1 protein-coding gene is annotated in these 25,004 nt (G+C 69.3%); it reads right to left on the bottom strand.

Annotation, left to right across the window (positions count from 1 at the left end):
- Positions 1-196: 196 nt before the first annotated feature.
- On the bottom strand, positions 197-24,736 hold the full coding sequence (locus EF834_RS13300) for a non-ribosomal peptide synthase/polyketide synthase (RefSeq protein WP_206615269.1): 24,540 nt from the start codon (positions 24,734-24,736) through the stop codon (positions 197-199).
- Positions 24,737-25,004 lie beyond the last annotated feature (268 nt).

Genomic DNA, 25,004 nt, shown 5'->3' with positions numbered 1-25,004 from the left:
AGACGCCACCGGCTCGGATGGCGTGGACAGTGTGGACTCAGCTGGATCTCGGAGGTTGGCCACTCATCGCTGGCCTCACCTCCTCTTCCTCGAAGCTCGAAGCCCGTAACTACGGGCAGGCACGGGCCGACACGAACGACGCCACCCTACTCCGACACGCCGACCGCGACAACCGGAACATCGGCCGCGGCCACGGTTATCCCTGGTAGAGGTACGCCGCGAGAACGCTGCCGATCACCTCGAGGGAGTCCGGCTCGATCATCTCGTTGTGGCCGCAGTCGACCGGGCGCTCGTCGATACCACCGGTGACGATCGGACGCCACTCCTGCGGGGAACGCCGCGGACCCTCCTGCGCACCGACCGCCGGAAAGACCAGTAGGTCTCCGTCGAACACTCCGGGCACGAAGCGGTGCACCAGCAGTCGGGAGTTCGCGTACCCGTCGTTGATCCGCTCCAGGTGTTCGGCGGTGACGCCATCCACCAGTCCAAGCCGGTCGTTGACCGCCCGAGCCGCGGTCTCGTACGTGAGGTCCTCGACCGCGACCTCGTCCAGCCCGAGGCCGCGCAGCAGCTCGGTCAGTTCGAGCCGGCCGAGGAGCGCGTCGGAACCGTCGTCGGGATAGGCGTCCATGACCGCGAGCGTCGCAACCTTCCGTCCACGACGTTGCAGTTCGACGGCCATCGCGTGCGCGAGGACCCCGCCGAGCGACCAGCCGAGCAGGTCGTACGGTCCGTCGGGTGCGACGGCCGTAATCTCGTCGACGTACCTGCAGGCGAGATCTTCGATCGAGGAGTACCGGGGTCCGCCCGAGATGGACGGTAGCTGCAGCCCGAACACGGGGCGATCCGCCGGGAGATGGCGCACAAGTCCGGCGTACCCCCAGGACAGGCCTATCCCGGGATGCACGCAGAACAGTGGCCGGCCCGAGCCGCCTTCACGCAAGGCGATCCGTACGGCCAGTGCCTCGTCGATGCTGCCGAGCCCCACCGAGGTGATCCTCCGTGCCATTCCGGCCGGAGTCGGGGCCAGGAACAGCGCCTGCAGCGGGACGGTGGTGCCGAGCCGATCACGGAGGTCTGTGACCACCTTCGTCGCGAGTAGCGAGCTGCCGCCGAGGTCGAAGAAGTTCTCGTCCACCCCCACCCGGTCGACGCCGAGCACGTCCGCGAAGGACTGCACCACCGCAGACTCCACCGGCCCCTCGGGCTCGCGGAACGCCGTCGACACGGACAGGAACGCGGGTTCCGGCAACGCGTCCCGGTCAAGTTTGCCGGTCGGCGTCAGCGGGATGTGATCGACGACTGTGACCGACGCGGGAACCATGTACGCCGGCAGGTCCCGCGCGGCCGCGCGACGAAGGTCGTCGGGATCGACGTCGGTGTGCTCGACCGGACGCACATACGAGCAGAGCAGCGTGTTGCCCGCGGGACCCGGACGCGTGAGGGTGACCGAGAACCCGACGTTCGGCTGGGCCGCGAGCACGGCGTCGATCTCGCCCGGCTCGATCCGGAATCCACGCACCTTGACCTGGAAGTCGCTGCGCCCGATGTACTCGAGGGTGTTGTCCGAGCGCCACCGCACCAGGTCTCCGGTGCGGTAGAGCCGGTCGCCCGCCCTACCCCACGGGTCGGCGACGAATCGGGAGGCGGTCAGGGCCGGGCGCTCGTGGTATCCCCGGGCGAGGGCGGGCCCGCCGATGTACAACTCCCCGACCACGCCGCGCGGCACCGGATGCAGACGCGAGTCCAATACGAGCTCCGTGATGCCGCGGATCGGGCCGCCGAGCGTTACCGGTTGCCCGGGACGCATCGGGGGGCTGACGTTCGCCATGATCGTCGTCTCGGTGGGCCCGTAGGCGTTGAGCATCGTTCGGCCGCCCGCCCAGCGAGCCACCAGTTCCGGCGGGCACGGCTCACCCGCCACCACCAGCGTCCGGAGCGCATCCAGTCCCGTCGGGTCCACCGACGCGAGGGCGGTCGGAGTCACGAATCCGTGTGTCACCCGCTCTGATTCGAGCAACGAAGCGAGCTCGGTACCTCCGTAGACCTGCGGCGGAACCACGACCATCGTGGCACCCGCGCACAGCGCCATCACCGTCTCGAACACCGAGGCGTCGAAGCTCGGAGACGCGAAGTGCAGGGTGCGCGCCTGCGGGGTCACGTGCAGGTGGTCGCGCTCCTCGGCGGCCAGGTTCGCCAATCCGTGGTGGGTCAGCACGACCCCCTTGGGGGTCCCGGTCGAGCCCGACGTGTAGATCAGGTACGCCGGATTGTCCGCCCGGACGGGGCGGATCAGCTCCGACGCGGCGATCGGGGCAGGCGAAATCGCAGCGATCGCTGCGGCCGTCGCCGGGTCGTCGAGCTCCGACCAGTCGACAGTGTCGGGCAGCCGCTCGCGGCGTGAACTGACCGTCAGCCCCAGGGCCGCACCCGAGTCGGTCAACATCCACGAGATCCGCGCCGCCGGATAGTCGGGGTCTACGGGGACGAAGGCCGCCCCGGTCTTCGCGACCGCCCACACCGCCGTCACCGAATCCGGCGAGCGCGACAGGCCGAGGGCGACGTACGTCTCGGGCCCCGCGCCCTGACCGATCAGGTAGCGCGCCAGTCGGTTCGACCGCTCGTCGAGTTCTCGGTAGGACAGGGCGGCACCGTCGAAAGTGACCGCCACCGCTGCGGGATTCCGCCCGGCCGCGGATGCGAGCAGGTCCGCCAAGACGATCGGCGGCGCGTCGGGTCCGCCGCGCGCCGGCACCAGACCGCTCAGCTCACTCGCGTCGAGCATCGCGAGGTCCCCGACCGCCCGCCCCGGATCGACGAGCGCGGAATCGAGGATTCGGACGAACCGTTCGGCGAAACCGTGCACGGTCCCCGGATCGAACAGATCGGTGGCGAAGATGATGCCGCCGTCGATTCCGGCGGGTTCACCGGCGTCGTCGAACTGCTCGCCCAGGACGAACTCGAGATCCTCCTTGACCACCTCGATGCCGTCGGACAGGGGCTCGAGCGACAGGTCGGGCAGTTCCAGTCGCGCGGCGGTGCCGTCCTGAAACTCGAGGGCCACCTGGAACAGCGGCGAGTAGGCGGTCGAACGCGCCGGATCGAGTTCCTCGACGACCCGCTCGAACGGGACGTCGGCGTGTGCGAAGGCGCCGAGATCGACCTCCCGTGCCAGATCCACCAGTTGCCAGAAGGACTGCCTGGCATCGACTCTGGTACGCAGCGCGAGCGTTCCGACGAACATGCCGACCAGATCGTCGAGCACCCGCTCGCCGCGACCGGCGATCGGCGTCCCGATCACGATGTCGTCGTGGTCTCCGAGACGGCTGAGCAGAACCGCGAGCGCGGCGTGGATCGTCATGAACAGACTCGCACCGCGATCTCTCGCGAACGACCGCAGCCGACGGTGCAGATCGGCGTCGATCGCGAACTCCACCTGCGCTCCACGGAAGGACTGCTGGACGGGACGAGGCCGGTCGGCCGGCAGCCCCAACAGGTCCGGAGCTCCGGACAGGGTCCGACTCCAGTACGCCAACTGTCGGGCGAGCAGTGAGTGTGGATCGTCACCGTCGCCGAGGAGTTCGCGCTGCCACAGCGTGTAGTCGGCGTATTGCACGGGCAAGGGCGCCCAGTCCGGTGCGTGCCCGGCGACCCTGGCCGCGTACGCACGCATCAGATCCTGAGCGAGCGGCCCGCTGGAGTATCCGTCGATGACGATGTGGTGGGCCACGAACGCCAGGACGTGGTCGTCCGGGCCGACCGAGAACAGCGCTCCGCGAATCGGAATCTGCTCGGTCACATCGAATCCCGCCGTGACGACCGCACGCACGCGGTCCCGAAGCTCGGACTCGTCCTGCACGTGGATCGGTGTGAGCGCGATCGCGGCATCTGCGGCTTCGCGGACGTCCTGCACAGGCCCGTCATCACCGATGGGGAAGACGGTGCGTAGCGACTCGTGCCGGCTCACCACGTCGTGGACCGCGGCGGCCAGGGCCGCCGTGTCCAGCGCACCGCTGAGCCGAACCACCATCGGCACGTTGTAGGCCGGCGACGACGGATCGTACTGATTGATGAACCACATCCGCTGCTGCGCCGCCGACAACGGCACCTGTGGTGGCCGCGCGACCGGTTCGAGCGCCGGCCGCCCGGACGGTCCGGTGTCGTGGTGCTCGATCCGTTCCGCCAGTGCGGCGGCGGTGGGTTCCTCGAACAGCGCCCGGACACCGAGGTCGACACCGAGGGCCTCGTCGAGCCTGGCGACGGCCCGCGTTGCGGACAACGAGTTTCCGCCGAGATCGAAGAAGCTGTCGTCCACCCCTACCCGGGCGACGCCCAGAACGTCGGCGAAGACCGCGGTGACGGCTTCCTCGATCGGATCGGTGGGTGCCCGGAAGACCCGCGCCGGGGCGCCGAACTGGGGGTCGGGCAGCGCACGTCGGTCGAGCTTGCCGACCGGAGTGAGCGGGACGCTGTCGAGCACCTCGATCGCCGCCGGCACCATGTACTCAGGGAGCCGCTCCGTCAGGCGGGCGCGCAGCGCACCGACATCGACCGTACGTCCTGCCGCCGCCGCGACGTAGCTGACGAGCACGTTGTCGCCGCTCGGACCGCGGCGACCCAGCGTTGCGGCGAACCGGACGTCGGGGTGGGCGGTGAGCACGGCGTCGATCTCTCCGAGTTCGACTCGGAAACCGCGGATCTGGACCTGGAAGTCGCTGCGCCCGCGGTATTCGAGGCCGCCGTCGTGGGTCCACGCCCCGACGTCGCCGGTGCGGTACATCCGTTCGCCGGGGGCCCCGAACGGATTCGCAACGAACCTGGCGGCCGTGAGCCCGGGCCGACGGTGGTATCCGCGGGCCAACCCGGGGCCGGCGATGTACACGTCGCCGGCGACGTCGACCGGTACCGGTTGCAGGCGACCGTCGAGCACCGTCTCCGCGACCCCCGGGATGGGCCCACCCAGCGTCAGTCGTGGCCCGCCCCTGTATTCCTCGATGTTCACGACGATCGTGGTCTCGGTGGGCCCGTACACGTTGAGGATCCGGCATCGCGGCAGCCAGTCGGCTACGAGGTCGGGTTGCCAGGATTCGCCTCCGACGAGGACGCACTCGAGGTCGACGAGCCCGGACGGGTCGACCGACGCGAGCGCAGCCGGGGTGATGAATGCGTGGGTCACCCGCTGCTTCCGCAGCACAGCGGTGAGTTCGGCGCCGCCGTAGATAGTACGCGGCACGAGAACCATCGTCGCCCCGACCGCGAAGCACAGCAGGTATTCGAGGACCGAGACGTCGAAGCTGGGCGACGAGAAGTGCAGCGTCCGCGCCTCGGGGGTCACGCCGCTGCGGTCGCGCTGGACGTCGGCGTAGTTCGCCAGACCGCCGTGGGTGGCGACGACCGCCTTGGGGCGCCCGGTGGAACCGGAGGTGTAGATCAGGTACGCGGGGGCCCCAGTGCGGAGCGGCGCCGTTCGGTCCGCGTCGGTCACCGGTGCCGAGGACCGCGCCTGGTACTCACGCGTGAACTCGGGGTCGTCGAGCACCAGCCAGCGCACCCCGTCGGGCAGGCCGGACCGATGCGTCCGCGTCGTGACACCGATCTCGGCACCGGAGTCGGCGAGCATGTTCGCGACCCGCTCGGCCGGATAGTCCGGGTCCACGGGCACGAAGGCCGCGCCGGTTCGGGCCACCGCCCAGACCGCGAGGACCGACTCGACCGATCGCGCAATCCCCAGCACCACGAACGAATCGGGACCGATCCCCAGCTCGATCAGCTGACGCGCGAGCCGGTTGGACCGGCCGTCGAGCTCGCGGTAGGTCACCTCGCGGTCCTCGGCGACGAGTGCCGTGGCCTCCGGATCCCGGGCCGCCGCGGCGTCGAGGATCGCAGCGAGGGTGCGCGGTTGTGAACCCGGACCCGAACGCACCGGGACCAATTCGCTTCGCTCGGCCACGGTGAGCAGGTCGAGATCCGCGAGCCGGCGGTCGGGCTCGTCGGCGAACAGGTGCAGCACCCGGAACAACCGCTCGGCGATGTCGGCGACCTGGTTCTCGGCCACCTGGTCGGGCCGGAACTTCACCGTCACGTGCAATCGGTCCTGGGCGGAGGCGACGACGGTCAGTGGGTAGTGCGCGGAGTCACGGGCCTCGATGTCCACGATCCGCAGGCCGCCGATATCGATGTCGGTTCCGTCCCCGCGCACCGGGTACGACTCGAAGACGGTCAGCGTGTCGAACGCCGTAGCCGGGCCGGCGGCCCGCTGGATGTCCGGGAGTCCGACGTAGTGGTAGTCGAGCAACGCCGACTGATCGGATGAAATCCGGTCGAGCAGCTCAGCGAGAGTCTCGTACGGGTCCAGCCGGATCCGCACCGGCACGGTGTTGATGAACAGTCCGATGGCCGACTCGACCCCGGCGAGATGAGGTGGGCGACCGGACACGGTCGACCCGAACACGACGTCCTCGCGGCCGGTCAGCATTCCGAGCACGATCCCCCACGCAGCCTGGACGACCGTGCTCAGCGTGACCCCCCGGTCGCGGACCATCGCACGCAGCCGGTCACTCGTCTCGGCGTCGAGCTGACAGCTCAGATCCCGGGATTCGACGAACCGGGTCGGGCCCGCCGCACTCTCAGGCAGCAGCAACGTGGGCTCGTCGAGCCCCGAAACGGTCCGGGTCCACGCCTGCATCGCCTCCGACGAGTCCCGTCCGGCCAGCCACTCGAGGAACCTACGGTACGAGCCCGTCGCGGACGGGACGGCCGATTCTCCGTCGGTGGCATAGACCGCGAACAACTCCTCCAGCAGCAGTGGCGTCGACCAGCCGTCGAACAGGATGTGGTGGTTGGTGATCACCAACTCGTGCCGTCCATCGGGCATGTGCAGCAACATGATTCGCAACAGTGGCGGCCGACCGATGTCGAACGGGGTCGCCCGGTCCGACTCGAGCAGTTCGGTGAAGCGATCCTCGGCTGCCGATTCCCCGACGGAGCGGAGGTCGAGTTCGGTCCACGGCACCTCGACCGCATCCTGTACCACCTGCAGGGCCTCGCCGCCCGGTCCACGGACGAACGCCACGCGCAGGTTCGGATGCCGGTCGAGCACCGCACGGACTGCCCACTCCAGCCGAGGCACGTCGACGTTCCCACGGAGGGTCAGGACCAGCTGCACCATGTAGGCGTCCGCCGCATCCTCCACCGCCGCCGACAGTTCCGCGTGGAACATCATGCCCCGCTGCATCGGAGAGAGCGGCCACACGTCGGACAAGCCGGTGAATCGGCGCTCGAGGCTCTCGATGGTCTCCTGATCCAGGTTGACCAGGTTGAGGTCCGAAGGTGTCAGCCCGCCCGCCTCTGGGGTGGCCGCGTGTTCGACCAACGCCCGGGACGCTCGAATCCACCACTGCGCCAAGCGCTCCACCTCACCAGCAGTGAGGACGCCGCGCGGGAAGTCCCACGTCGCTGTGATTCGTGGTCCGTCCGGACCGGGCACCGTCGCGGCGTTGACGTCGATCACCGCCGTCACCGACAGATCGGGCGTCACCACTCCGCGAAGGCCGGAATCATCTACCGGAAGCCATGTTCCGCTCGTACGAGCGCTCGTCGCGGCGTCGGTCCGACCGAGGTAGTTGAAGCTGACCTCCGGCAGCGGCTGCGCGGACAGTCGGGGTCGGGAGTCGTCGTCGAGATAGCGCAGCAGACCGAACCCGATACCGTGGTCGGGGATCGACCGCATCCGTTCCTTGACGGTCTTCACCACCGCGCCGGCGGGAGCGCCGGCTTCCATCGCGCCGTCGACGTCGATGCCGGACAGATCGAATCGCACGGGGAACAGCGACGTGAACCACCCGACGGTCCGGGACAGGTCCGCTCCGGGCACCACCTGCTCCTCCCGGCCGTGTCCCTCGGTCACGATCGACACAGCGTCGGCATCCGCGCCGCGTTCGCGGCGCCACAACGTGACCGCGAGGACGAGCGCGCTCAGCAGCCCGTCGTCGACGCCGCCGTGGAATGCCTGCGGAACCGCGGTCGTGAGCCCGCGGGTCACCTCGCTCGGAAGTTCGACGGTGACGCGATCGGTGGTCGCCCCGACGTCGACTCGTGGATCCAGTTCGCGCGCACCCAGGCACGGACCCGACGGCTCGAGCATCGACCGCCACAACTCGAGTTCGGGGCGCCGGTCCCGACCGGCGGCCGCGAGAGCGTCCGCCCACGTCCGCATCGACGTGCCGACCGGTTCGAGCACCGGTTCGTCGCCGGCCGCGGCCTGCCCGCACGCGGATGCCAGATCGGGGACGAGGATTCGCCACGACACCCCGTCGACGGCGAGATGATGGATGACGACGAGCAGTCGTGCACCGTCCGGACCGGTGAAGAACACGAGCTGGATCATTTTGCCCGAGAACGGATCCAATCGACCCGCGGCCGCATCGAGCTCGTGTCGGGCAAGTGCGGTGAATCCGGACCCCTGCACCGTCTCGACGGGGACCGACCGCACGATCATCTGCCCGTCGACCGTCCCGGGAGGTGAAACCGTGACCCGCCAGCCGTTGCGGGAGCGGTCGTCCCGGCGCAGCGAGGCCCGGAGCATGTCGTGGTGGTCCACAACGGCGGTAACTGCCCTCGACAGGACATCGCTGTCCAGGTCGACCGGCGCGTCCAACAGGACCGACTGGGAGTAACGGCCGAAGTCTCCCGAACGTTCGGCGAGCCAGTTCACGATCGGGGTCGTCACGACGTCGCCGACACCACCGCCGGGCAGTTCCGGCAGGAGCTCGTCGGCCCGCTCGATCCGCGCGACCTCGGCGAGTCGGGCGACGGTGCGGCGCTCGAACACCTCGCGCGGGGTGATCACGACCCCGGCAGTCTTCGCGCGCGAGACCAGCTGGATCGACATGATCGAGTCGCCGCCGAGTCCGAAGAACGAGTCGTCGGCGGCCACCGTCTCGACCCCGAGGACCTCCTCGAAGAGGGCGGCGAGGGTGCGTTCCAGGCCGCTCGCGGGACGTCGACCGGTCCCGCCGGCCAGTCGCGGTTGCGGCAGGGCCGCACGGTCGATCTTGCCGTTGGGGGTCAGCGGGAACTCGTCGAGCACGGCGACCGCGGCCGGCACCATGTATGACGGCAAGCGTCCCGCGGCCTCTTCGATGACCGCGTCGGCCGCGACGTCCGCTCCGGGCTCGGGAACGACGTAGCCGAACAAGCGGGTCGTGCCCGTGGATTCGCCCGACCCGTCGGTTCGGGCGAGTACCAGTGCCGACGCGATGCCCGGAATCGAGGCCAGCACGGACTCCACCTCCCCCGGCTCGACGCGGAATCCGCGGACCTGCACCTGGAAGTCCGTGCGCCCGAGGTACTCGAGTCCACCGCCGGGTGTGCGCCGGACACGGTCGCCCGAGCGGTACATCCGCTGCGACGGTGCGAACGGGTCAGCCACGAACCGGGAAGCGGTCAGTCCCGGCTGTCGCCGATAGCCCCGCGCCACCTGGGGGCCGAACACGTACAGCTCGCCCGTCACACCGACCGGCACCGGGTGCAGGCGGTCGTCGAGGACACGGACCCCGATCCCGGGCAGTCCGAGCCCGATCGCCGACCCCGGGGTCGGGGTGGCCAGCACCTCCTCGGCGGTGATTCGGTGCCACGTGACGTGGACGCACGTCTCGGTGATGCCGTACATGTTCACGAGCGCCGGGTGCTCGGTGCCGCGACGGTCCACCCAGGCGGCGAGCCGCGGGGCGTCGAGTGCCTCACCCCCGAACACCACCCAGCGGAGGTCGAGTGCGCCCGCCGTCTCGGGATCGGCAGCGGCAGCAGCGTCGGCGTCGGCAGCGGCGAGTTGGTAGAAGGCCGACGGGGTCTGGCTGAGCATCGTGACCGACTCGGACCGCAGCAGTTCCAGCATGTCCTTCGGGGACCGCGCGGTGTGGTAGTCCACGACCACCACGCGACCCCCGAATCCGATGGCCCCCCACAGCTCCCAGACCGCGAAGTCGAATGCGTACGAATGGAACATCGTCCACACGTCGTGCGGACCGAAGCCGAGAACGTCGCGCGCACCGGCCAGCAGGGTCCGCACGTTGCGATGGGTCACGACGACGCCCTTGGGCCTGCCGGTCGATCCCGACGTGTAGATCAGGTACGCGGGAGCCTGCGGGCGCAGCGGGCCGACGCGGTCGGCATCGGTGACCGGCGTCGCCGCCTGGGCGTCGATCCGTGCACGAACGTCGGGCGCCCCGGTGCGGACGAGCGGGACATCGTCCGGGAAGACCTCATCGGGCACCGAATCGTCGGCGAGGACACACACCGCCCCGGCGTCCTCGACGACGAACCGGATGCGGTCGGTCGGATACCCCGGGTCCACCGGTAGGTAGGCCGCGCCCGTCCGCACGATGCCCACCAGGGTGACCGCCAGGTCGACGGTCCGGTCCATCGCGACGGCGACGACCGACTCGGGGCCGAGCCCGCGCTGGATCAGCCAGCGTGCCAGCTGGTTCGATCTCTCGTCGAGCGCCTGGTAGGTCAGGCGTGTTTCTCCGCAGGCGACCGCGACCGCGTCGGGTGTCGCGGCGGCGGCCGAGGAGAACAGGTCCGCCAAAGTACCGTCCTGCGCGGTCGGCTCCGGACCGGCCTCGGGGCGTTCCGCCAACTCGATATCACCGACGACGACCGCGGGGTCGGCCGCGGCCGCGGTGAGCAGCCGAGACAGCATCGCGGCAAGGCGGGCGACGGTGCTGCCGTCGAACACGTCTGTCGCGAACACGATCTCACCGCCCAACCCGGCCGGCGTCCCGTCGTCGGTCCGGCTCTCACCGATCCCGAACTGCAGGTCGAACTTCGCTTCCCGGGTGTCGATGTCGAGGCCTTCGACGGTCAGCCCGGGCAAGTGCCCCTGCGGCCGGTCGACGTTGCGGAACTCGAGGAGGACCTGGAACAGCGGGGCGAACGACGTATTGCGGGCGGCGCCGGTGCGCGCGACCAAGCGCTCGAACGGTAGATCCGAGTGGGCGAAAGCGTCGATGTCGGTCTCCCGCACGGCGTCGAGCACAGTCGAGAACGAGGCCGCCGGATCGATGTCGGTACGCAGAACGAGCGTGTTCACGAACATGCCGACGACGTCGTCCAGTTCCGCCTCCCCACGCCCGGCGACCGGCGTACCCACGACCACGTCCCGGCTCCCGCCGACACGCGCGAGCAGCGCTGCCAGTCCCGCGTGCACCACCATGAAGAGCGTCGAATCATGTTGTTGAGCAAGCTCGACCAGTGCACGGTGCGCCTCCGCGGGCACCGCGAACGGAACCCGACCGCCGCGGGTGGTCCGTCGAACGTCCCGCGGACGATCCAGCGGAAGCGTCGTCACCGGCGGCGCACCCGACAGGCGGTCCAGCCAGTAGGACTCCTCCTGGACGAGATGCGAACTCGGATCGTCGGGGCTGCCCAGCACCTCCCGCTGCCACAGCGCGTAGTCGGCGTACTGCACCGGTAGCGGCGACCAGTCCGGTGCGCTGCCCGTCACGCGCGCCCGGTAGGCGGCCACGACATCGCGCACGAGGGGCCCGATCGAGAACCCGTCCGCGGTGATGTGATGGAGTACCAGCACCAGGACGTGCTCGTCGGGCTGAAGTCGCAGCACCTGCAGCCGTACCGGGACGCTCTGCGCCACATCGAATCCCGCGCCGATCAATTCCTCAACCCGGGCTTCGAGGCTATCGGGCTGCACCGACTCCGGCTCGAGGGCGCCTACCGCGTCCTCGGCTGCCACGGTCATCTGGGTCGGACCGGTTGGCGCCGACGGGTACACCGTACGCAGCGACTCCTGCCGCCGCACCACGTCGATCAACGCCTCCCGCAGCGCCGGCACGTCGAGGGTTCCCGACAACCGCAGCACCATCGGCACGTTGTAGGTGGCGGACTCGGGCTCGAACTGGTTCAGGAACCACATGCGTTCCTGCGCCCACGACAGCGGCACCCGATCCGGCCGGATGCCGGCACGCAGCCGTGGTGTGGACACCGTTCGGGTGTGATCGGCACGCGCCGCGAGACGTCCCGCGGTTCCGCAGTCGAACAGGTCCCGGACGTCGAGGTCGGACCCGAGTGACCGGTTGATCCGCGCGACCGCCCGCGTCGCGCTGAGCGAGTTGCCACCGAGGTCGAAGAAGTTGTCGTCGACCCCCACCCGTTCGACACCGGTGACGTCCGCGAAGACCGCCACTACCTCCTCCTCGGCGTGGGTCGTCGGGGCGCGGAACCGCGAGGTCGCGGAGGCGAGGTCGGGTGCCGGCAACCGGTCCCGGTCGAACTTGCCGACCGGGGTGACCGGGAGTTCGTCGAGGATCATGATCCTGTCGGGCAGCATGTAGCCAGGTAGTCTGCGAGCCGCGAAATCGGTCAGTTCGGCGTCCTCGACGCCACCGTCCGCCATCGGCACCACGTACGAGACCAGCAGCGCATCGCCCGCCTCGCGCCGTCGCGCAACGGTGATCGCGTGCGCCACCGCCGGGTGCGCGACCAGCGCCGCGTCGATCTCACCGAGCTCGATCCGGAAGCCGCGCACCTTCACCTGGAAGTCGCTGCGTCCCAGATAGTCCAGCGCACCGTCGGACCGTCTGCGTACCACGTCACCGGTGCGGTACATGCGGTCGCCGGCCTTACCGGAGGGGCACGCCACGAACCGCGCGGCGGTCAGCCCCGGCTGCCGGTGGTAGCCGCGGGCCATGCCCGCGCCCGCGATGTACAGCTCTCCCGGCACCCCCGGCGGAACGGGACGCAGCAACGGGTCGAGCACCACCAGTTCGGTACCCCGGACCGGGGTGCCGATCGGGATGTCGGCGCCGGAAACCAGCTGCCCACTGATCGTCGACACCACGGTCGACTCCGTCGGGCCGTAGGCATTCAGCATCGTACGGCCCGGCGCCCACGCCGCGACGAGTTCCGGCCCGAGGATATCGCCCCCCACGACCAGGACCTCCAGCGCGTCGAACGGCTCCGGTTCGACCGTCGCGAGCGCCGCAGGTGTGATGGCGACGTGCGTGATGCGCTTCCCGGCAAGTAGTTCGGCCAACGCCGGTCCCCCGTAGACGTCGGGGGGCGCCACCACGAGCGTCGCCCCGGCAGCAAGCGCCGGCAGCACCTCGAACAACGAGTAGTCGAAACTCGGAGTAATGACGTGCAGGCATCGCGCCGAACTCGTGATCGGATACCGCTGCCGCTGATCGTCCAGCAGGCTCGCCAGCCCACGATGGGTGACGCTCACCCCCTTCGGCCGGCCTGTGGATCCCGACGTGTAGATCAGGTAGGCAATGTCGTCCACGTGCACCGAACGGGCGCGGTCCCGGTCGGTGAGTGCCGTCGTCGGGATCGGGGCCTCCACGACGTCCCGATCGTCGAGCTCCAGCCATTGCACCGTTTCAGGCAGGCCCTCGCGGGCCGCCGCGCAGGTGACGCCCACCGTCGCACCGGAGTCGCCGAGCATGTGCTCGATCCGCGCCGCCGGGTACGAGGGGTCGACGGGAACGAAGGCCGCGCCGGTCTTTGCGACCGCCCACACCGCCAGTACCGAGGCCGCCGATCGTGGCACTGCGCATGCCACGACGGTGCCGGGGCCGGCTCCCGCGCCGATCAGCTGTCGCGCCAACCGGTTCGACCGTGCGTCGAGGTCGCGGTACGACAGCTGCGCATCGGGGGCGTCGACGGCAAGACCGGTGGGGTTCGCTGCAGCCCCCTCTTCGAGGATCTCCGCAAGCAGCCGCGGCGCAGACGGCTCCCCGCCGTCGACGACGAAGTCGGCGCGCTCACGTGTCGACAGCAGGTCGATTTCGGCCACCGGCAACCCATGGTGGTGGCTCACGCGGTCCAGTGCCAGAAGCAGCCTCCGCCTCAGGGATTCGATAGTCGGGGCGTCGAACGCATCCGCTCGATACTTCAGCGTCAGGTGCAGGCGATCGGTCAGGCCGGCCAGCAGCGTCAGCGGGTAGTGCGTCGAGTCGAGCCCACGCACACCCGTCACCCGAAGCCCGGCAATGTCGGTCCCGCGTTCGAGCGCGGTCCGGTCGACCGGGTAGGACTCGAACACCGTCAGCGTGTCGAACACCGCACCCGCACCGGCCGCCTGCTGGATGTCGGCGAGGCCGGTGTGGTGGTGGTCGAGAAGCCCGGCCTGCTCGCGCTGCACGCGGGCTAGCAGGTGTCCCAGGGTTTCCCGTGGATCCAGCCGCACCCGTACCGGCACGGTGTTGATGAACAGTCCGATCATCGACTCGATGCCCGAAACGTCGGGAGGACGCCCCGACACCGTCGCACCGAATACGACATCCGTTCGTCCGGTGAAGACCGCGAGGACGAGGGCCCACGCCACCTGGACGACAGTGTTGGGCGTGACCCCGTGATCGCGGGCCACACGCGTCAACGCCGCGGTCTCGGATTTGCTCAGCGCCAGTTCCACTTCACGCGATTGTTCGTACCCCTCGTTCGCGGCCGTGGTGTCCGGTGCGGCGAGCAGCGTCGGCTCCTCCGCTCCGGCGAGCGCCCGACTCCACGCCGCGATCGACGCGTCCCGGTCACGGACCGCGAGCCACGCCAGATAGTCGTGGTAGTCACCGGCGGGAGGAAGGGCGGCGGCGTCTCTCACGGCGTACAGCGTCAGGAGCCGTTGCAGCAGAAGTGGTGTCGACCAGCCGTCGAGAAGGATGTGGTGGTGCGTCAGCACCAGCCGGTACGACCGGGGCCCGACGCACACGAGGGTGAACCGCAGCAGCGGCGGACGGTCCATCGCGAATGGGGTGGCCCTGTCGTCGGCCATCAGGTTGCGCCAGCGCCGCTCGCCGGTTTCCGCTCCGTCCCCGGACCGGTCGACCTCACGCAGGTCGACCTCGCGCCACGGCACCGGCACGTCGGACTCGATCACCTGGACCGTCTCGCCGCCGACGTCGTCGACGAAGCAGGCGCGCAGGTTGGGATGCAGGTCGAGCAGTTTGCGAGCGGCGGAGCGCAGTCGCTCGCGGTCGGGTTCGCCCCGCAACTCCACGACCAGCTGAACCATGTAGGCGTCGAGCGCGTCCGACGCCAGATGCGCATGGAACAACAGACCGGCCTGCAGCGGTGTCGTCGGCCACACGTCCACCAATCCTGGCCATCCGGCCTCGAGAACGTCGATCGCGTGCTGGTCGAGGTGGACGAGGTCCAGGTCGGACGGGGTGAGTCCGCCGGCGCCCGGGGTGCGCGCGTACACGACGAGGCCACGCAGCGCGTCCAGCCACAGGTCCGCGAGCCGGACGACGTCCGAGCGGTCGAGAACCCCTGGGGCGAACGACCAGGACGCCTCCAGGACCGCCCCATCGGGGCCCGCCTGCACCCCCGCCGAGATGTCGACGGGCGCCGTCACAGGCATGTCGGGATCGTGTGCGCCGCCGAGGGCGCCCGAGGACACCGGCATCCACGGAGACGATTCCGAACTGCCGTCCGCGGCGACGGCGAGGCGGCCGAGGTAGTTCAGCACGATCTGAGGTGCGCTCTGCAGCGCACGACCCTCGTCATCATCGAGCTCTGTGAGCAGTCCGTACCCGATGCCGTGGTCGGGGATGGCCCGCAGGTGCTCCTTGACGAGCTTGACGACGGTGCCCGCGCTCGGTCCGCCGGCGTAGGCGTCGTCGAGGTCGATCCGGGACAGGTCCGGACGCACGGGATGGATCGTGGTGAACCAGCCCACCGTCCGGCTCAGGTCGGCTCCGGGGACGACGTCCTCCTCGCGTCCGTGACCTTCGAGCCCGATCATCGTGGCGCCGGGATTCGTGGTCCCGTCGCGCTCCCCGCGCCAGCGCGCCACCGCCATCGCGAGGGCCGTCAGCACGACGTCGAGGGCGCCGGCGTGGACCGCGCTGGGCAGCTCCGTCAACAACGTCGCGGTGTCCGCGGCCGACGCGGCGACGCGAATCTCCTCGGCGGTCCCGTGGACGTCTCGTTCCGGGTCGAATTCCCGTCGTCCGATGGGGGATTCGACCGCGTCGACGATGCTCTCCCACAGCGGCAGCTCCCCGGTCCGCGCGTCGGCGACGTCGTGTAGGGCGTGCGCCCAACGCCGCATCGAGGTGCCGACCGGATCGAGCTCGGGGGTCCGCCCTTCGACAGCCTGCGACCACGCGGACGCGAGGTCGGGCACGATGATCCGCCAGGACACCGCGTCGACCACCGCGTGGTGGGCAACGATCAGCAGCCGCCCGGTGTCGTCGGGCCCGCGGAACCACACGAACTGAACCATCCGCGCTTCGGCCGGATCGAGTCGGTCCGCCGCCGCGTCCAGTTCCGCGGCGATGCGAGAGACCGATGCGGCGTCGAACGCTTGCAGGGAGCACTGCGTGAGCGTTCCGCGAGCGTCGACATCTCCCTCCGGGAGAACGTCCATCCGCCAACCGGGTTGGCCCACTGAGTCGTCTCCGGAGCCATCCCCTGATTCATCCCCGGAGTCGTCCCCCAATTCGTCACGGACCAGCCGCGCGCGGAGCATGTCGTGCCGATCCAGCACCGCCTGTATCGCGTCGATGAGGTCGCGCTCGTCCACGGCCACCGGCAGGTTCAGCTGCACCGCCTGGGAGAACCGGCCGATCCTCCCATCGGCACGTCGCAGCAGCCAGGCCAGGATCGGGGTGGGCGGTACCTCGCCCACGCCACCACCGGTGAACTCCGGCAGCAGCTCGGCTGCCTCCGTGGTCGGGGTCGCGACCGCCGCCAGCGCGGCGACCGTACGGTGATCGAACACCTGGCGGGGCGTTATCGACAGTCCCGCCGCCTTCGCGCGGGCGACCAGCTGGATCGACATGATGCTGTCGCCACCGAGGCCGAAGAACGAATCTTCCACGCCGACCGAATCCAGCCCCAGTACCTCCAGGAACACCCCCGCGAGCTTTCGCTCGACGTCCGTGGCCGGAGCCCGTGCGGGCGAGACCTCGGCAGCGAAGTCCGGGTCCGGCAGTGCCTCGCGGTCGAGCTTGCCGTGCACCGTCATCGGGAGCTCGGAGAGCACGGTGATGTGGGATGGCACCATGTACGACGGCAGCCGAGCGGCCACCGCCTCGTGCAGGTCCGCAGTGTCTACCTCGGCGCCGGCGGCCGGAACGACGTAGGCGACCAACCGTTCCCCGATCCGGCCGACCCGACGGATGTCGGCAACGGCGATCCCGACGTCCGGGTGCTGCGCCAGCACCGCCTCGATCTCACCGAGTTCGATCCGGTACCCGTGCAGCTTGATCTGACGGTCGATGCGGCCAAGATACTCGAGGGCTCCGGGGTGCTCGCGCCCCCCGGTCGCGATCCACCGCACCCGGTCGCCTGTGCGGTACATGCGTTCGCCGGGAGCCGCGCTCGGATCGGCGACGAACCGCGACGCGGTGAGCGCAGGGCGTCGATGGTAGCCGCGCGCCAGGGCGGGACCGGCGAGATACAGCTCACCGGGGGCACCGACCGGCACGGGCTGCAGCCGCGCGTCGAGGACGAGAGCGTGGAACCCCGGGGCCGGACCTCCGATGGTGATCGTTGCTCCCGGAGTCAGAGCGGCACTCATGGTCCCGACGACCGTGGTCTCGGTCGGGCCGTAGGCATTGAGCATCCTTCGTCCGGGCGCCCAACGGTCGACGACATCGGCCGGCACCGACTCGCCGCCGGAAATCACGCACGCGAGGTCGTCCAGACCGTCGGGGTCGGTTGCCGCCAACGCCGACGGCGTGATGAGGCCGTGCGTCACACGCTCGGACGCCAACAATTCGCGCAGTTGCTCGCCGCCATACACGGTGGGCGGGACGATCACCAGCGTCGCGCCCGCCCCGACCGCGAGCGCGAGTTCGAGGATCGAGGCGTCGAAGCTCGGCGATGCCAGCTGTAGGACTCGGGACTCCGGCACGGTCCGGCACCGGTCGTGCATGTGTCCGACGAAATCGGCGATCCCGCGGTGGGTGACGGAGACCCCCTTGGGGACACCAGTGGAGCCCGAGGTGTAGATGAGGTAGGCGGTCTCGTCGAGCCGCAGCGGCGCGGTTCGTTCGTCGTCCCGGATGCGGCGGTCGGAAATGCCGGTAACGGAACGTCTCTCGTCGAGCACCCACCACGGAATCTCGTCAGGGAACACGTCGAGGAACGGCCTCGTGGTTAGCCCCAGACACGCCCCGGAGTCGTTCAGCATCATCGAGATCCGGTCGGCCGGGTGGGCAGGGTCCACCGGGACGAACGCCGCACCGGTCTTCGCGACCGCCCACACTCCGGTGAGGTACTCGGGGCATCGGGCCATCCCCAATGCGACTACCGATCCCGGGCCGATACCCGCACCGATCATCTCGCGGGCCAGCGAGGTCGAGGCCCGGTCGAGTTCGCCGTAGGTGATGTCGGCTCCCTCGTACCGGATCGCGGCTCGCGTCGGGTCGGATTCGGCGGCCGCGGTGAGCAGGTCCGCCAGCGAGCGCGGCTCGGTTCCCCGATCCCCGCGGACCGGGGTCAGCTCGGCGCGTTCTTCCGCGCCCAGGAGGTCGATGTCCGTGACGAGCGTGTCGGGCGTCCGGGTGGCGGCCTGCAGGATACGGACGAGGCGGTCGCCGAGGCCGCGGACGGTGTCCTGCTCGAACATGTCGGTGGCGAAGACGAACCCGACGGACATCCCGGCCGGGGCGCCGTCGTCGGCGAACTCCTCGGCCACTCTCAGTTGCAGGTCGAAATTGGCGACCTCGTCGGCGTCGTCGAGCCTCTCGACCCGTAGGCCGGGCATCTCCAAGCGCGCAGGCGCGAGGGTACGGAACTCGAGCATCACCTGGAACAGCGGCGAATGCGCGGTCGATCGGGGTGGATCCACCGCTTCCACGACACGCTCGAAGGGAACCTCGGCGTGCATGAATGCACCCAGATCGGCGTCCCGTACCTGCTCGAGCAACTCGGTGAACGAGCAGCGCCCGACGTCGCACCGCAGTACGAGGGTGTTGACGAACATGCCGACCATGTCGTCGAGTGCCGCAGAGCCGCGACCGGCGATGGGGGTGCCGACCGTGATGTCGTCGCCACCGCCGAGGCGGGACAGCAGCACCGCGAGCGCGGCGTGCATCACCATGAATACGCTCACGCCCCGACCGCGTGCGAGTCCGACGATCTGCTCGTGGAGGTCGAGCGGAATCTCGAACTCGACCCGATCACCGCGCTGTGTACGAACATTCGGGCGTGGATGGTCGGACGGCAAGTCGAGGGCTTCCGGCACACCGGCGAGGGTCTTGGTCCAGTAGTCGAGTTGCCGCGCCAGCGGTGAATCCGGGTCATCCGCGTCGCCCAGCCAGGCGGCCTGCCACAGCGCGTAGTCCGCGTACTGGACGACCGAAGCCGGCCACACCGGCGGCACCCCATCCCGCCGGGCCACATAGGCGGCGGTGAGATCGCGCGCCAACGGGGCCAGCGAGAAGCCATCCGCGAGGATGTGATGGAGTACCACCGTCAGTGCATGTTCGGTATCGTTGATTCGGAACAGTCTGGCACGCAACGGTATCCGCGCAGTGACGTCGAATCCGACGGACGTCACCTCACGGACGCGGTGCCGTAGGTCGTTCGCGTCGTCGACCTCGACGATGTCCAGGTCCGCGTCCACCGAGCCGACGGACAGGATCTCCTGCCGCGGGCCGGCGTCGTCGAGTGGGTAGATCGTCCGCAGCGATTCGTGCCGTGTGATGATGTCCGCCACCGCGGCGCGCAGCGCGCCGACGTCGAGGTCCCCCGACAGCCGGACCGACAGCGAGATGTTGTACGTCGGCGACGCGGTGTCGAACTGGTTGACGAACCAGATACGCTGCTGGGCAGGCGAAAGCGGAATTCGATCGGGACGCTCGAGGGCGACCAGCGGAGGCCGCGCCGGCTCACCGGCGTGGGCTGCGCGCCGCGCAAGCCCGGAGACGGTGGGGTCGTCGAACACGTCCCGGACCCCGAGCGCGACCCCGAGGGCATCGCCGACCCTCGCCGCGAGCTGCGCCGCGACCAGCGAGTTGCCGCCGAGTGCGAAGAAGTCGTCGTCGGCACCGACGTATTCCAAGCCGAGCAGATCGCTGACCTCCGCGGCCACCGTCTGCTCGATCGGGTCGCGGAGGGGGACGGCCCGTCGATCCGTTTCGTCCGGCGCCGGCAACGCGGCGAGGTCGATCTTGCCGTGAACGGTCGTCGGCAACCGGTCGAGGACGACGACCGCGGAGGGCACCATGTAGCTCGGTAGGAGGCGCGCCGCGGTCTCCTTCACGTCGGCCGGATCGACCGCTCCCGACTCGGGCACGACGTACCCGAGAATTCTCGTGCCGACCGGCCCCTCGTCGGTGACGGCGACAGCGGACCCCACTCCCGGCGCGGCAGCCAGCGCAGACTCCACTTCACCGAGCTCGACCCGGTACCCGCGTACCTGAACCTGACGGTCGGCGCGTCCGAAGTACCGGAGCGTGCCCTCCACGGTGAAGGTCCCCAGGTCCCCAGTTCGGTACATGCGGGCACCCGGCTGGTAGGGATCGGCCACGAAGCGGCCCGCCGTCAGCGCCGGACGGTCGAGGTATCCGCGCGACAGCTGGACCCCCGAGACGTACAGCTCGCCCACCACGCCGGGCGGCACCGGGTGCAGCCGGGCGTCGAGAACCCGCACGGCCAGCCCCGGCAGGGGGATCCCGATCGAATCCGCGGGAGGGCGCGTGATGGTGTCCGGACTGAGCGGGTCGTAGGTGACGTGCACGCAGGTCTCGGTGATCCCGTACATGTTCGTCAGCAGTGGCAGCGGACCGGGGTGTCGCTCGAACCACCCGGACAGCCGAGCCGGGTCGAGCGACTCACCACCGAAGATCACCTGCCGCAGCGCCGGTGCACCGTCACCACCGGTCTCCTGCCGGTCCGCGTCGTCCAGCTGGCCGAACGCGCTCGGGGTCTGGTTCAGTACCGTCACCCGCTCGCGGTGCATCAGGCGTAGGAGGTCCCCGGGCGACCGCGCGGTGTCACGGTCGACGACCACGACTGTGCCGCCGTGCAGCAGCGCACCCCACAATTCCCACACCGCGAAGTCGAAAGCGTACGAGTGGAACATCGTCCACACGTCGTCCCCGTCGAAGCCGAACAGCGGCTGGGTGCGGTCGATCAGCGTCATGACGCTGCGATGCGGGACGGCAACCCCTTTGGGGCGGCCTGTCGACCCGGACGTGTAGATGACGTAGGCAGTCGAATCGGGACGCAACGGTGGCCGCTCCTCGGCGGCGACCGGGTCCGGCGACAGCGCCGCCACATCCGCTGTCACGGACGGACTATCCAGATCCACCACCGGGACATCGACCGCGACCGACGCCAGCCGTGCCGCACCAGCGGCGTCGGCGAGCACGCACACCGGTGCCGCGTCGGCGAGTACGAACGAGATCCGCTCGTCCGGGTAGTCCACGTCCACGGGGACGTAGGCCGCCCCCGACCCGACCACCGCAGCGAGTACCACCGGCAGATCCACCGTCCGGGTCATCGCGACAGCGATCCGGCTCTCCGGTCCCACTCCACGATCGATCAGCCACCGGGACAGACGATTCGAACGTTCCGCGAGGTCGCGGTAGGCGATGCGTTCGGCACCGGCCACCACCGCGGCGGTGCCGGACCTTTCCGCGCATACCCGCGCGAGCCGATCCGGGAGAGTGGCAGAGACGCCGACCGGGTCCACGCGCACCTCGGACAGCGCGCGTTCCGACGCCTCGGTGACTTCGATGTCCCCGACGACGGCGTCGCCGTTCGCGGCCACCTCGGCGAGGACCCGTCCGAACCGCTCGGCGAATCGAGTGACCGTCTCCCGATCGAACAGGTCGGTGGCGAAGTGCATCGCGGCCCACAGGCCGGCCGGCTCACCCGAGTCGTCGACCCGCTCACGCAGGCTCAGCTGCAACTCGAACTTTGCGACTCCTTGATCGACTTCGCGCACTGTGACATCGAGTCCGGGAAGTTCAAGCGTGGCCGTCTCGGTGTTCTGCAACTCGAGCAGCACCTGGACGAGCGGCGCGTGTGCGGGCGAGCGTTCCGTCGCCAACTCCTCGACGAGCCGTTCGAACGGCAGATCGGCGTTGGCGAGCGCACCAAGGTCGGTCTCGCGCACGTGGGCGAGGAGGCCGACGAACGTCGCCGCGGGGTCGACGTCGATTCGCAGGGCCAGGGTGTTGACGAACATGCCCACGAGGTCGTCGAGTTCGGGCACCGTGCGGCCGGCGACCGGGGTGCCGATCACGACGTCCCGGCCGACGCCCAACCTCGACAGCAGCGTGACGAAGGCGGCATGCAGCACCATGAACAGCGTGCAGTCCCGCTCGCGGGCGAGTTCCACCAGCCTGCGGTGCACGTCCGGTCCGATATCGAACTCGACCTTTTCGCCCGCCGGGGACATCACGGGCGGCCGTGGTCGGTCGAGCGGAAGTGCGATCACCGGAGGCAGATCCTCCAGCCGGGACGTCCAGTAGCTGAGCTCACGTGCGGCCGGCGTGTCCCCGGCTGCCGACGTATCGGTCTGCTCCGCGGCGTCCATCGTGTCTTGTTGCCACACGGCGTAGTCCGCGTACTGGAGCTGGAGAGGAGCCCAGCCCGGAGCATGACCCGACCGGCGTGCAGCGTAGGCCACCATGATGTCGCGTGCAAGGGGCACCATCGATTGACCGTCCGCGGCGATGTGATGTGCGACCACGGCGAGTACGTGCTCGTCCGGTGCCGTCCGGAACAACCGCACGCGCAACGGAAGATCCTCGCGGACATCGAATCCTGCCGACGCCGTGGACCGTACCGCGTCCCAGAGCTCGTCCGGATCGATGGCGACGGGCGCGAGATCCGGCAGAGCGAGCTCGGCCGGAACGATCACCTGTCGCGGTCCGAGGGCGTCGGTTGGGAACACGGTGCGCAAGGCCTCGTGCCGGTCGACGACGTCGGCGAGTGCCGCCCGGAGCGCATCAAGGTCCAGGTCTCCTGTGAGGCCGACTGTGAAGGAAATGTTGTAGACCGGGGAAGCCGTATCGAGTTGGTTGACGAACCACATGCGTCGCTGCGCCGGCGAGAGCGGGATCCGGTCGGGGCGTTCGTGCACGGTCGGCGGCTCGAGCGGTGGGGTCGGGGATCCGCCATCGACGAGCGACGCCTCGACGTGGCGCGCCAGGCTCCGCACGGTCGGCCTCTCGAACAGGTCGCGCACGGTCAATGCCGTCGCCAGGGTCGCGTTCACTCGGGCGATCACCTTGGTGGCCACCAGGGAGTCGCCGCCCAGATCGAAGAAGCTGTCCCACGGCTCGACCGTCCGCCCCGGGCCGAGTACGGTCACGAAGGCGTCCGCAATCGCCATCTCGATGGCAGCGTCCGGGTGCGCCTCTGCTGTGCCCGAAACGGATTCGATATCGGATTCGCCGGATTCGGCGATCGCCATTGCAGCTTCTGAGGCGACGTGCCGAGCCGGCGGGGCCTCGGCGCCGCGCAACTCACCGAGCGGCATGCTCGGGTCGGCGCTGACGAACTCCTCGAGCAGCTCGAGGAACAGCCGGTGGTAGGTCTCTTGCTCGTCCGCCTGGTATCGACGTGGGTTCACTCGGAAGTCGACGAAAGTCTTTACCGGAGTTCCGGATTGGTAGACATTGACCAGAAGGTCTTCCACGGGGCCGGAAGTCAGGATACAGAACTCCGTCTGGAGATCCCCCATCACGATCTCGGGGTGGAAGAACATCACGTTGACGATCGGCGCGACGAGTTCACTACCGACATCACGCCGGATGTCCGCGCGGCTGCAGCGTTGATGCCGCAGAGCCGCAAGGAGCTCGAGCTGAACCCGCTCGACCAATGTTCCGATGGTGTCGTCGTCACGAATCTCGACCGCCAGAGGCAGGAGATTGACCGTCATGCCACCGGAGCGGCGCAACACCGCGGTAGTACGGGCCGAGACCGGGATGTTCACAAGGACATCCCGTCTGCCGGTCATACGCCCGAGATAACAGGCGAACGCGGCGACGATTCGTGCGGCCGCGGAAGCTTCGCCCCCACTTGGATCCTCACCGCCCTCGAGGGCCTCAACGGTGCGGTCCGCCAATACCCCACTCGCGAGCCGACTCTCCGCGACCGCGGGTGCCATCGACCCCGTCAGCGAAATCCCGCTCAGCCCGGACAGCTTTCGAGACCAGTACTCCCGGTCCTCGTCGTGACGTTTCGATCCACGATAACGTTCGTCGATTTCGAGGAGTGCGCGCAGATCCACCGCCCGCGATGGATCCGGCTCTTCTCCCTGGACCGCGGCAGTGTACAGGTCGGCGATGCGGTAGAGCATCGTCGCGGCACCATAACCATCGAGGGCGATGTGGTGACTTCTGCTGTACCAGAAGAAGTGTCGATCTCCGACCTGAAGGATCACAGTTTGGACGAGCCGGTCGACGGACAGGTCGATCGGGGTGGCGAAATCACGGCTCATCCACTCGTGGGCGGCTGCAGACGGATCGCGTTCGGCACGCAGGTCCATGAGCGCGATTGACGTGTCCCGCCCCGGATCCACGTACTGCAGCGGCTCATCACCGGTAGTGATGACCCTCAGGAACGGAGATTGGAATTCGCGCGCCGCGCGCACATTTGCGTCGCGGAGCAAGGAGATGTCGAGTGGGCCCTCTATGTCCACGTACTGCGCGATGAACAGTGGGACGTCGGGCGCGAGTTGCTGCGCGAACCACAGTGCACGCTGCGCCTCCGACAGCTGGAAGCGGGATCCGACCGAGCGCGACTCCATCGAGGGCGATCCGGTTTCAGTCGATTCGGAACGGGCCGATCCGGTTTCAGGCGATTCGGGCAAAGGGTCGGCGGAGTCCATGTATCACCCCCAAGGAGGTTGGTTCGCCAGCGGCATGTCACGCCACCGCCGTTGAACGAACACTTCCCGCGAGGAGAGCCCGCGCCCGACGACGAGCGCTTACGTGCAGTATCCGTCAGAGGTGCAATACGGTCCAGAGTGGCAGGTCAGACAAACGCGAGTACGGCGGACAGGGTGCAAGTAGGCC

Source organism: Rhodococcus spongiicola (assembly GCF_004011835.1).
GTDB classification, from domain to species: domain Bacteria; phylum Actinomycetota; class Actinomycetes; order Mycobacteriales; family Mycobacteriaceae; genus Prescottella; species Prescottella spongiicola.
The sequence above is the reverse complement of the archived record's forward strand: the minus strand, read 5'-3'. Positions and strand labels throughout refer to the sequence as shown.

Bases quoted from the DNA above. Each gene is read 5' to 3' on its own strand.
- EF834_RS13300 (WP_206615269.1), bottom strand. From the start codon at position 24,736: ATGGAGTCGCGCTCGGTCGGATCCCGCTTCCAGCTGTCGGAGGCGCAG.